This window comes from Thermohalobacter berrensis (assembly GCF_003609645.1).
GTDB classification, from domain to species: domain Bacteria; phylum Bacillota; class Clostridia; order Tissierellales; family Thermohalobacteraceae; genus Thermohalobacter; species Thermohalobacter berrensis.
Genome location: NZ_MCIB01000026.1, coordinates 1 through 12,242, shown reverse-complemented (window position 1 = coordinate 12,242; position 12,242 = coordinate 1). Strand labels below are relative to the sequence as shown.

The 12,242-nt window shown below is 30.8% G+C and carries 12 protein-coding genes; all 12 read right to left on the bottom strand.

The window, feature by feature from the left end:
• Positions 1–374 precede the first annotated feature (374 nt).
• The 12 genes from BET03_RS09775 to BET03_RS09720 all read right to left on the bottom strand — a co-directional run bounded on the left by BET03_RS09775 (position 375) and on the right by BET03_RS09720 (position 11,947).
• Entirely contained in the window at positions 375–1,514 is a 1,140-nt protein-coding gene (locus tag BET03_RS09775; protein WP_120169835.1) for a Ger(x)C family spore germination protein, read from the bottom strand.
• Positions 1,507–2,619 carry a GerAB/ArcD/ProY family transporter gene (locus BET03_RS09770; protein WP_183108819.1) on the bottom strand — a complete coding sequence of 371 codons (1,113 nt, stop codon included), beginning with the start codon at positions 2,617–2,619 and terminating at the stop codon, positions 1,507–1,509. The genes BET03_RS09775 and BET03_RS09770 overlap by 8 nt, the downstream gene beginning before the upstream one ends.
• Complete coding sequence (locus tag BET03_RS09765; protein WP_120169831.1) at positions 2,603–4,207, bottom strand: spore germination protein; 1,605 nt, start codon at positions 4,205–4,207, stop codon at positions 2,603–2,605. The genes BET03_RS09770 and BET03_RS09765 overlap by 17 nt, the downstream gene beginning before the upstream one ends.
• Positions 4,208–4,218: 11 nt before the next feature.
• Positions 4,219–4,425 carry a CLC_0170 family protein gene (locus tag BET03_RS09760; protein WP_183108818.1) on the bottom strand — a complete coding sequence of 69 codons (207 nt, stop codon included), beginning with the start codon at positions 4,423–4,425 and terminating at the stop codon, positions 4,219–4,221.
• 516 nt (positions 4,426–4,941) lie between these two features.
• A complete protein-coding gene (locus BET03_RS09755; RefSeq protein WP_120169827.1) occupies positions 4,942–5,688 on the bottom strand; it encodes a nucleotidyltransferase family protein in 747 nt (248 codons plus the stop codon).
• Positions 5,689–5,703: 15 nt separating this feature from the next.
• Positions 5,704–6,387 (bottom strand): GntR family transcriptional regulator, encoded by a 684-nt coding sequence (locus BET03_RS09750; RefSeq protein ID WP_120169825.1) that lies wholly within the window; start codon positions 6,385–6,387, stop codon positions 5,704–5,706.
• 13 nt (positions 6,388–6,400) lie between these two features.
• Positions 6,401–7,252 (bottom strand): 4-(cytidine 5'-diphospho)-2-C-methyl-D-erythritol kinase, encoded by an 852-nt coding sequence (gene ispE / locus BET03_RS09745; RefSeq protein WP_120169823.1) that lies wholly within the window; start codon positions 7,250–7,252, stop codon positions 6,401–6,403.
• Positions 7,253–7,375: 123 nt separating this feature from the next.
• Positions 7,376–8,947, bottom strand: coding sequence for an SPOCS domain-containing protein (locus BET03_RS09740; protein WP_120169821.1), 1,572 nt, complete (start codon positions 8,945–8,947; stop codon positions 7,376–7,378).
• Positions 8,948–9,176: 229 nt separating this feature from the next.
• Positions 9,177–10,025 (bottom strand): agmatinase, encoded by an 849-nt coding sequence (gene speB / locus BET03_RS09735; protein WP_120169819.1) that lies wholly within the window; start codon positions 10,023–10,025, stop codon positions 9,177–9,179.
• Positions 10,012–10,866 carry a polyamine aminopropyltransferase gene (gene speE, locus BET03_RS09730; RefSeq protein WP_120169817.1) on the bottom strand — a complete coding sequence of 285 codons (855 nt, stop codon included), beginning with the start codon at positions 10,864–10,866 and terminating at the stop codon, positions 10,012–10,014. The genes speB and speE overlap by 14 nt, the downstream gene beginning before the upstream one ends.
• Before the next feature lie 67 nt (positions 10,867–10,933).
• On the bottom strand, positions 10,934–11,374 hold the full coding sequence (gene speD / locus BET03_RS09725; RefSeq protein ID WP_120169815.1) for an adenosylmethionine decarboxylase: 441 nt from the start codon (positions 11,372–11,374) through the stop codon (positions 10,934–10,936).
• 33 nt (positions 11,375–11,407) lie between these two features.
• Positions 11,408–11,947 (bottom strand): helix-turn-helix domain-containing protein, encoded by a 540-nt coding sequence (locus BET03_RS09720; protein WP_120169813.1) that lies wholly within the window; start codon positions 11,945–11,947, stop codon positions 11,408–11,410.
• Between the last annotated feature and the right edge of the window lie 295 nt (positions 11,948–12,242).

The window sequence follows — 12,242 nt, the reverse complement described above, 5'->3', positions numbered from 1 at the left end:
GTCATGACGTCTTGCAACTAAACCTGTTTCTCCTGTTTCTAATACTTCTTTGACTACTTTAACTCTATAATCTTCACTAAATGTACGTTTGGACTTTGTCTTCAAGGCAAATTCACCCCCTAATTAAATTATATTTCTTTAGTTACTTTTGTCCAAATCTATTAGGGGGCTAAAAAGCATGCTACTAACTACTAACAAGTATTTTCTAATTCTCAATTGTATTTATCATATTCTCAATTGTCCATTGTCAATTGCTTTTTAAATGCAGTTTTGGGACAGCGTTGTTGAGGGATTCATAATCCCTCAACCTAATTCAAAATTTATAATTTAAAATTTAACATTATAAAATGCCATAGGTTTTGAATTTCATTATATTATCTAGTCATTCCTATTCTTCTTACTTTAACATCAACTTCAACGTCTATAATAATATCTTTAAAAACTTCATTCCAATTATCCTCTACTTGCTCCCAAATATCTGGCTTAAACTTACTTAAGTAGTCCTCAATCCCTATAACGTCTGCACTAAACTCCTCTTGAAGTTTTCTTATTGTTCCTTTAATTTCCTTTGCTATAGTATTCTGTAATGATTTTTCAATTTCTTGAAGTATCTTATCATCTAAGAGGTCTTGTTTAGCATCAAACCTGTATCTTTCTATAAACCCTTCTATATTTACAAATATTCCAACTTTAATTTTTCCATCTTCAACTTTAGCAGTCTTATTACTTTCTACATTTTCAACTGAATATGCTATAGTTATGTCCTTATACTTAGTTGTAATATCCTCCCTTTCTACTTCTCCTTTAACAAACATAACACTTCTATTTTCCTTTTCTCCCAACCAACCTATTAGCCTATAATTTTTAATAATTGCTGCTCCTGCAACTTTTAAATCAGTCTCACCTGGAGTTACCATTGGAATTAAGATACTTCCACCTCCGTGCATATTAGCCCCTATATCTCCAAGGGTTGTAGGAGTGAATCTAGCACTCCTTTTTTTAGCTGTAAGTATTCCTCTTAAATATGATCCTGTAACTGGCTCAAAATCTGGCACTATATCTATGGCCTTTTTAGCAGTTTCTTTTGATATTAGAACATCTACCTTTCTCCCTATTGCATGATATCTTTCCAAGCCATCTATAACTTCTCTAAATGCAATAGGGTCCCTTGCCACATCTTCACTTATAATTATTACTTTTGTGTGACCAAAAAACATAGTTCTATTTGATCTTGTAGTTAAAATATCTGATACCTGAAACATATTTTGACCAATACTTCTTATAACAAATCTTGGTTTTTCATCTCCACCCTGGTCTGCCAATGTCTTTACATTTGGAAATGCATAGGTTATTATATATCTTTTTTCTTCAGCACCATTCATATTTTTAGGTTTAAATTTATCTATACCTATGGCAAACACAAAGGCCCTTTCATTTATTTCTATTTTATCCCAACAACCTCCTAATAAAACTGTTATTAGAAATATTAGTACTATCTTATGAAGCTTATCCATTACTTCCAACTCCCTTTTTATTGGCCTTTTTAAAAAGTGATATTATGAAATATAATATAGGAACTCCTATTAAAATAATAGTCGTATAGTAATATATAAACATATCCATCATTGTATATACAGATGCAAGGTTATCTGGAACTAAAGATAATATGTATATAAAAGGAAGTAATGGTAAAACAAAATATTTATGTTCATTAGCCCTTAAAAGCTTAGTTAATGTTAAAACTGCACCATAATATACTGGGCTTAAAGAAGCAAATACATTAAGTACCCATAATCCCATTACAACAGCCTCAACATTTTCTATGAAAAATCCAGGTAAATCTACTGACCTTACAAGTGATAGTGAAGGCCAAAGTAAATCTCTTACTTCATTTTGGCCAAATCTAGCAAGGGTTACAGTGAAAAAGATTAGATATATCAATGTAACAATAACTATTGCAGCTATATTTTTTGCAGTTGAGTTTTTAGGCTTATCTACATAAGCCATGAAAAATAGTATCAATTCATAACCCATGAAACTAAAAAAAGTTAAAGGAATTGTCTTTACTATATCAGTGAAACTTGTTCTAAAGACAGGGAGTAGATTGGTAAAATCTAAATCAGGAATTATTGCTATAAATAAAAGTAATAATGGAAGTATTACTACTGGTAATATTATCTCTGCCATTCTTCCTATACCTTCTATGCCACCTCTAACTATGTATGCAACTGTAAAGAGCATAGTCATAATTATAACTTCAGTAGGAGTTTTATCTAATAGAAACATTTTTACTACTTCTGCAAATATTCTAACTGTAAATGCAGAAATTACAACAAAGTATACAATAAATAGAAAAGATATTATATCAGAAACAGGGGTAGATACAATTTCTCTTCCAAACTCTATAACAGTCTTCCCAGGATAATAACTTGTAAGTATAGTAGCAATAGCTACTAAAATACTCACTAATATACTTCCTATTATTATAGATATCCATCCATCGGAACCTACTCTCTCTACTAGTGCACTAGGAAGGGATAAAATCCCTACTCCTACAATAGTAGTTATTAAAATGAATACAATTTGACTATTAGATATCTTATCATTGCCCCCTATCATCTTCATCACCTCTTTCGGCTTTTATCGTATTTTCCTCATCTGTTCTTGTTTCATCTACCACATTAGTAAACTTAGGCCTTTTATTGGCCTTAGGTATAGGATATGTTACAAAAGCATCCTTTAAATCCATCCATGTTATACCTGTACTTACAAAAGGTGTGAGATAGGGAACGCCAAAACTTTTAAGATTAACTAAATGACTGCCTAATAAAAGTAGCCCTAACATAATACCATATAATCCTAAAATTGCAGAAGAAAGCATTATAGCAAATCTCACTATCCTAAATGATGTAGCAAAGCTATAATTAGGAATTGCAAAGGAGGATATAGTTGTAACTGCAACTATAATTATCATTAATGGACTTACTATTCCAGCTTCAACTGCAGCCTGACCTATTACAAGACCTCCAACTATACCTATAGTTGTTCCTATAGGCCCTGATAGTCTCATACCAGCTTCCCTTAAAAGCTCTATAGTAGCTTCCATTATAAAGGCCTCTATAAAAGCAGGAAATGGAACTCCATCTCTAGTAGCTGCAACATATAAAGCTAGTTCTGTAGGTAGCATTCCTGGATGATAAGATGTTATAGCTATGTATAAAGAAGGTAATAGTAATGCTATAAGTGCAGCAACATATCTTAATAGCCTAATTAGTGATGTAATAATCCATCTTTCATAATAATCTTCAGATGATTGTAAAAAAGTAGTTAACGTAGCTGGCACAAGTAATACAAAAGGAGTATTATCTGTTACTATTGCAATTCTACCTTCATATAACGAGGCTGCAACAGCATCTGGCCTTTCAGTAGTTTCTACTTGAGGAAAAGGTGAATAATAATTATCTTGAATATACTGTTCTATATATCCACTCTCTATTACACTATCAATCTTGATATCCTTTAATCTCCTTTTTACTTCTTCTACCATCTCTTTATTTGCAATGTCTTCTATATACATTATTGCAACATCAGTTTTAGATCTTACACCTAGCTTCATGTATTTAAGTTTCAATTTAGGGTCTCTTATTCTTCTTCTTATTAATGTGGTATTGTATTTGCCTGTTTCTACAAAACCATCCCTTGGACCCCTAATAACTGTTTCAGTTTGGGGCTCCTGTAATCCCCTTACAGGCCATCCCCTTGAACTTATCACTAATATTTTGGGATAATTTTCTAGTATTAATATTGTCTCCCCTGCTAATATATAATCTATAGCTTCATCTATTGTTTGGGCTTCTTTTATTTCAGTAGCGGCAATATTACCCTTTTTACAAAGCTCATATAGTTTATTCTTAAATATTTTAGGATTTGGCTCTAACTCCCTTGCCTGATGCATAAGTGATTCTAATACATAATCGCTTATTAATTTCTTATCTATCAAACCATCTATGTATATTATTGCAAAATTATAATTTTGTTCACTTCCTACAGTAAACTCTCTATATATTACATCTTCACAATCTTTTAAAATATTTTTTATTTGATTAATATTTTTATTGTAATTACTAGAAATCTTTATTCCCTTTTTTCCTTTATCTTCTTTCTTCTTTTTTTTATCCTTTTTAAAGAATCTTTTAAAAAGTCCCATCTTGTTCCTCCTTAAAGCATTTTAAATATTATATATAATATAGGTCCTACTAAAATATACGAAATTCCAATAATTCTAGCCAAATTAGCCTCTTTCTGTAGTTTCTTTCTCGCAAGGGACTTTTTATCTACAAAAAAAGTAAATAGCCCTATAGCTATTACTAAAACAACCATGTATAGGTTGTATAAGTCTTTAAATTCTGTTATTATGGTTTTCAAAAAACTAAGCAATTTAATCACCTTCAAACCTACTTATGATGTTATATTTAATATTTACAAAATCAGAAATTGTTATGCATAAAAAAAACTGATGGATTATGAATCCATCAGTAAGGTTAGAATGATTGTTACTTATCCAAAGAAGTAATGCTTTGTTGTCCGTTACTCTGCCAAGGTCGTCTAGCCTATGATGACCGTTACTTAAACCTAAGATGCCATGCTTCGATGTCCGTTACTTAACCTAAGAAGTCTAGCCTTTGAAGTCCGTTACTTTTAAAAGCCGTTTTTGGTGATTAGTGGCTAGTGGTTGGTTTTATGTTTTCGCACATTGAAATGCAGTCTATAGTTTAACAAGACAGTTCCTAACTCTCAGCTGTTAGCAAAATAGTCTTTGGTGTTTGGATTTTAAATACGCCAGTTGAGGGACGTGGACGTCCCTCAACAACGATAAACTTTTTTCTAAGATCTAAGAACTGAGAGCTGACAACTGTATTTCCTACTAACTACTAACTTACTCTAATTCTCAATTGATTTTAAGTATTTTTTAGCCATTTCTAAATCTTCTGGCTTATCTACATCATTCCCTATTTCGGCATATTGCGTAATAATGGCCTTTGGCTTTAAGCCAAGTATATTTTCTACTCTTTTTTCAACATTACCTATACTCAATCTTCCCGTAATAAGTTTTATAAGAAGTCCTAATCCTAATACTTTACTCATTTTTAAAGGATTTTTCCTAAACTGTATAATTTCCTCTGCTATCTCTATACATTTATCTAAAATTAAAGGATTTATTATCATCATATTTCCACCAGTAAAATGTCCTTCCTTCAACTTAACATAAGTCCTTTTAGCATTAGGATATTTTTCTTTACAAACCTTCTTTTTGATAACTGGATAGCACAAGTCTACTTCTGATTTTAAACTTTCAATAACAAATTCCCTTACTGCAGTTCCTGTAAGGAGGGGAATATCGCAGGTTGTTATTAAAACATATGGATCATCTTTAAAATAGTTTACCCCTGCTTTTACATTATCGATCATTGAACCTTTGTCATTAATAACGTTTTCAATCTTAGAATTAAGGCTACTATAAACTGTTTTATCTCCAACAAGTACAATTCTATCTACTACCCCTGAATCTTTAAGGGCTTGTATTACATATGAAACCATTGGTTTGCCATTTATATCTACAATTCCCTTGCTTTTTTTCCCTCTTAGCATTTTTTCAGTTTTCCCTGCCAATATTACACAATTTACCATAGCCTTACATCCCACCTATTTGTCTATTTTATCTTTGAAAGCCTCAACTATATTTCTGTGGGCATTTGCTATATGTTCCTTAGCATATTTTGAAGCTTTATTAACATCGCCCTTCTCTATTGCATTAATAATTCTTTTATGTTCATGTGAAAGCTGTTCAGAATTATGATATTCCCTAATATATATTCTTCTAAATCTTTGAACCTGTTCCTTTAGACTTTCCGCTATACTTATTAACTTCTCATTTCTAGTAGCAGTAAAAATTGCACTATGAAGTTCAGAATCTATTTTTACCATACATTCAACATTGTTTTCTTCTATACATTTATCAAATTCTTCTACTTTATCTTTTAGTATTTTCATTTCCTCTTCTGTTATTCGTTCAGATGCTAAAGCAGCTGCAAGTCCTTCGAGGGAGGCTCTTATTTCTAATACATCAAGTATATCTTTAAAAGAAACATCAGATACGTAAGCACCTTTTCTAGGAATCATAATTACAAGTCCTTCAAGCTCTAATTTCCTTATAGCTTCTCTTATTGGCGTCCTACTAACCCCTAATTTTTCAGCTAATTGAACTTCCATTAACCTTTCACCGGGCTCAAGTCTACCATCTATTATAGCTTCTCTTAAAGATTCAAAAACAATATCTCTTAATGGCTTATAATTTTGAACTTTCAGTTTATCAATTTCCTTTACCACTATATTCTCCTCCTTAGATTGTTTTAACCGAATAAACTTTAGATAAACGTTTTTTTAATTTTCTCTCAGTTTCTTTTAAAAGCTTCTCATTATTATATATTCCGAACACTGTTGGACCACTTCCACTCATAAGGCTTCCTAATGCTCCTCCGTTTATCATATCTTTCTTTATTTCTTGAATAATAGGATATTTTTTAATTGTAACATTTTCTAAAACATTTACCATTTTCTTAGCTACAGAATCTATATCATTATCTTCCATATATTCTATAAGTTTATGTGTATCTGGACGGACAGATATTTCTTTTAAATTAAGATTCTTATATACGTATGCCGTGGAAACTTGTATATCTGGTGTAGCTAAAAGAATATATATATTAGAAAAATTATTTAGCCTTGTAAGTTTTTCTCCTATTCCTTGAGCTAAGGCAGTTCCTCCCATTATGCAAAAAGGAACATCAGCTCCAATATTTACTCCTAATTCCATAAGTTCGTTTTTGGTAAGACCTAAATTCCATAGTTTATTTAAGCCCTTTAAAAGGGCAGCTGCATCAGAACTACCACCTGCAAGCCCAGCTGCTATAGGTATGTTTTTGTTAATATTAATATAAACTCCTCTATCTATATTAAACTTTTTACATATAATATCCCAGGCTTTATATACTAGGTTAGAAGAATCTGTTGGAACTTCTTTTTTATTTGATTCTATAATTATGCCTTTTTCTATTTCTTTTATAGTTATTATGTCCTTTAAGTCTACTTGCTGCATTATCATTTCTACTTCATGGTATCCATCTTCTCTTCTTCTTAATACATCAAGTGATAAATTTATTTTAGCATATGCATCTACTATAATTCTTTTCATAGTATCAACTCCATATATATCTTCTCATATATAGTATACATATTTTTTATACTGAATACAAAACCTTTGTTAATATATATACAAAAAAAGAAAAGCCCTAAGGTTTCCCTTTGGGCTTAACATCTAAAGCTCAATATCTACAGTTTTTTCTATTATTAATTTCTCACCTGGCATTATATTATCAGGATTCATAATTTCATTTGTTTCTATTAAGTCTTCTACAGTTGTATTATATCTTTTAGCTATATCCCATAAGGTATCATCATTCTGAACTATATATACTGTTATACTTGGCCTATTAGTACTATCTATTTCCTCTTCAATTTCTTCAGCTTCTGTTACAATATCTATTTCCTTTATTCTATTTACAGCTACATCAGCCTTTATATCAGCCTCTATTTCTATTTCTTTAGAATTTGTTTTATTAAAATACATATTAGCTAAAGCAAGGTCAATTTCACTTTCCATTCCTTCTTTAACGCCTTCAATATCTGTATATGTTTTAAATGGTATTTCATATTTAAAGTTTCTAATCTCTTCTGTATCCATTCCTAAATATATCATATCCAAATTTAGTAAACCTTCTACAACCACTTTTCCATCAATAATTCTGTAATCAGTTAAAATTGGTTTTGCCTTTAAGTCATAAATATTTTTTATTTCCTCATTATTTTCTTCTAAAGTTATAGTTTCTTTTATCTCTTCTTTTACTTGATTACGCCCTACATCTTCTACGATATTTATTTTCTCTTTTTTAACATCAAACTTTCTCTTAGTTGAATATGTATCAACAATAACTTCTTTAACCTTTTGTTCATAAACTTTAGCATCAATTTTTACAACTGATTCTACATCTATAACTCTTAAATTCCCATTTATATCCTCTCTAGTATCATAGGAAGTTTCTCCAACATTCAGCTTTAATGAATAATCCATGTCTTTAGTAGCTCCATTTATCTCAACAAAATGAGTAAACGGAATTTCATGCCTTACATGATTTATCTTATTTTCATTGTCATCTCCAAAATACATTATGGAACAGTCTACTACTCCAGCTACGATTACTTTATCATCAACAACTTTAGTTTCTCTTTCATAAGCCTTTGTATCAACTCTTAAAATATCAACCACATCTGGCATTTCTTCCTCTAATTCAAAGGCCTCTTTTACTATTGTATTAGATATGTTAGCCCCAACAACATCATTATATCTAATTTTTTCCTTTAATACTTGTACTCCACTATCTCCCTGCATATCTTCCACAATATCAATAGTATTCTCTTTTTCAACTTTACCTAGTAACTTAAGTACTGTTTTTACCGATATCTTCCTAGTGTCGGCAAGATTATAGTCTATGTGTTCAATATCCGCTTCCACATCAGCTTTCATATTTTCATCGATTCCTAAAACCTCTACCTCCTCTGAAAAATCAGTACTAGCTTCTACACTGCTTACTGGCTTTTCTTCATTATTTGTGTTATAAAGTGCTTTAAATTTAACAATCCCTTTAGCTATTAGTTTATCCTTTTCAACCTTTATATCTCTTACATCTATTTCTCCATCTACTGTAAGTATTTTGTTTATATCCGGTTTTGTCTCTGGTAAAACTATTTCCCCTTCAACTAGAGATTGTACTTCTTCCTTTCCCACAGTCTGGTCTATTTTAAGTAAATCTTTAACTAGTTCAACAGCCATTAAGTTTCTCCCCCTTTCAATATTAGAAAGATCTCTAAACAAAAATCATCTATTATATTAATATATATGTATTCACTATATTATGTTAAAATGTCCAAAATTTTTGTTTTACAGCAAAAAATAATGCTGATGGATATAATTCCATCAGCAACAATGACAAACGAAACGTCCCTATGTCATAAAATAAAAAACCCGAACAAAGTTCGGGTTTTAAATAAGCTGGGGGCTTTTACAATGAAAGTACTAATTCTCTTAAAACCTTACATGCTACCATTGTTGAAATTCCACTATTATCATAATGGGGGGAAAGTTCTACAATATCTGCTCCTACAATATTTAATGTCTTTAAGCTCTCAATAATTTCTATCATATCATTGAAAAATATTCCTCCGGGCTCGGGGGTTCCTGTACCAGGAAATATTGAAGGATCAAATATGTCTAGGTCAATGGTAACATATACAGGTTTATCCTTAATTTCTTTAACTACTTCCTTTAAGCCTTTACAATTAAATTTAGTAAGTTTGGTATGTTTCTTTGCCCACTTAAACTCTTCTCTTGTACCTGATCTTATACCGAACTGATATATTCTATCATCTCCAAGATGTTCCCAAACCCTTCTTATAACTGTTGCATGTGACAACTTTTGGCCTAGATAAACATCTCTTAAATCTGCATGGGCATCGAAATGTAAAAGGTAGAGGTTATCATATTTATTATAAACTGCTTCAACTGCTGGTAGTGTAACCAAATGTTCTCCACCTATCATAACAGGGGTTTTGCCATCCCCTAATATATTGTCTACGAAATTCTTTAAAATTTCAAGTACTTTTTTTGTATTTCCAAAAGGTAACTCTAAATCTCCGGCATCAAATACTTTTTTGTCAGTTAAATCCATATCAAGATATGGACTATATGTTTCAAGACCATAGGATTCTTCCCTCATAACCATAGGGGCAAACCTTGTGCCAGGCCTATATGAAGTGGTACCATCAAAGGGGGCTCCAAAAACAACTATATCAGCAGATTCATATTCTCTATCAAAGGCCATAAAAGTATGGATATTTTTACTCAGTTTCACCCTCAATCATCTCCCTAACATAAGTCGGTAAAGCAAAAGCTCCTACATGAATATCTGTATTATAGTATTTTGTTTTAATGCCTAAACTATTCCACTTGTCAGGATTAAAATCTTTTATAGGATGTAACTTCTTTGAACCAAATCCAAATAACCAATGACCAGATGGGTAAGTAGGCATATGATATTGATAAACCTCTGCTATTGGGAATATTTTCTTTATTTTTTTAGTAGCCCTTATCATTGCTTTAGCATCTCTTTCATAATAAGGACTTTCATTTTGATTTACTAATATACCATTTTCAGTAAGTGCTTTGTAACAGTTTTTATAAAATTCAGTAGTAAATAGTCCTTCTCCTGGTCCGATTGGATCAGTTGAGTCAACTATTATTAAATCATATACATTTTCTTTATCTTCAACAAACTTTATTCCATCTTCAAAATATAAATTTACCCTTTCATCATCTAATTTACCTGCAGTTATCGGTAAGTATTCCCTTGATGCCTTTACAACCATCTCATCAATTTCAACCATATCTATATGTTCAATACTTTTATATCTTGTAAGCTCTCTAACTGTTCCTCCATCTCCTCCACCTATAACTAGAACCTTTTTTATCTCTGGATTAGTAGCCATAGCAACATGTGTAATCATATCATGGTATATAAACTCATCTTTTTCAGTTACCATTACAAGTCCATCTAAAGTAAGAACTTTTCCAAATTCATAAGTATCTAATATGTCAACCTGTTGAAAGGGACTTTTCTCTGAAAAAAGATGTTTTTTTACTTTAAATGAAAACTTAGCATAATCTGTATGTTTTTCTGTAAACCATAACTCCATTCTTTAACCTCCTTACTATTAATAGTTATTATCAATTAATAGATAGCTAATAGTCGATAGCTGCATACTATCGACTATTAGCTGCTTTTTTTATTTCTGGTTTATGTTTAACATTTATTCTGTCTAATTCACCATTTGAAAAACGCTTTATTTTATCTACAATACCTCTTGGTACCTCTGTAGTTTCTGTCTTTTCTGCCTTTATTTTTTTCTTTAGATAATCAAATGCAACCCATGGATTTACTTCTTCTCCACAAGTAAATAAATCAACTGCTGCATAGCCATATTCAGGCCATGTATGAATTGTTAAATGTGATTCCTGAATTACCACAACACCACTTACACCCCAGGGGTTAAATAGATGAAATACACTCTTTACTATAGTAGCATTAGCTTCTTCTGCTGCTTCATTCATATACTTTTCTATTAGTTTATGGTCGTTTAGGATTTCCTTATCACAATTGTAAAATTCAGCTAATATGTGTCTTCCTAGTTGTTCTGTTTTCATTAAAATCACCCCTTCTACTTTTTTTATACAAAATCAGAAATTTGGTGGGCAGCTAATCCAAAGTAGCTTTGCCTTTTCTTTATAGGGATTTTCTATATAATGCTTTTTATGTGATTTAAAATAAAAGCTTTCTCCCTTATTTATTTCATATCTAGTCTCTCCAAGGTGCAGGTATATCCTTCCTGATAAAACATATCCAAATTCCTCTCCCTCATGGGGATCATCTATATTACTTCTACTATGAGGTTTAAGTGTAAGAAGAATTGGTTCCATTTTATTTTTTTGAGCATTTGGTATAAGCCATTCTATCTTATGATTTAACTCTTCATTTTCACTAAAAAAAATATCTTCCTTCGTATAGACTACTTTGTCATCCTCTGGCTCATTAAAGAAATCTTTAATATCTGTACCTAGTGCCTCAAGTATATCCATAAGCGTTGCGATTGATGGTGAGGTCAAATTTCTTTCTATTTGTGAAATAAATCCCTTAGATAAATCACATCTTTGTGATAGTTCTTCTTGAGTAAGATTATTTAAAATTCTAAGTCTTTTTATTTTTTTACCAATATCCATTATTACACCTCAAATCAAGTGTTACTATACAAAATGTTTAAAATTACTAAACAAATAGGCATAAAAAAAATCATAAGAAATATTTAATAAAAATAAACTTTTAGTTTACCTATAATAAATATACTACTTTTTCATAAAAAGTCAATAGTTTTTTTAATTTTATTTTGCACATATTTTATTGTATTCCATACCACTTATTTTAATGCATATTAATACAAAATATGTATTCTTATAATACTAATAAATTATATATTTACTAGATTTGAAATTTCTTATGAATTTTTATACAGGCTCT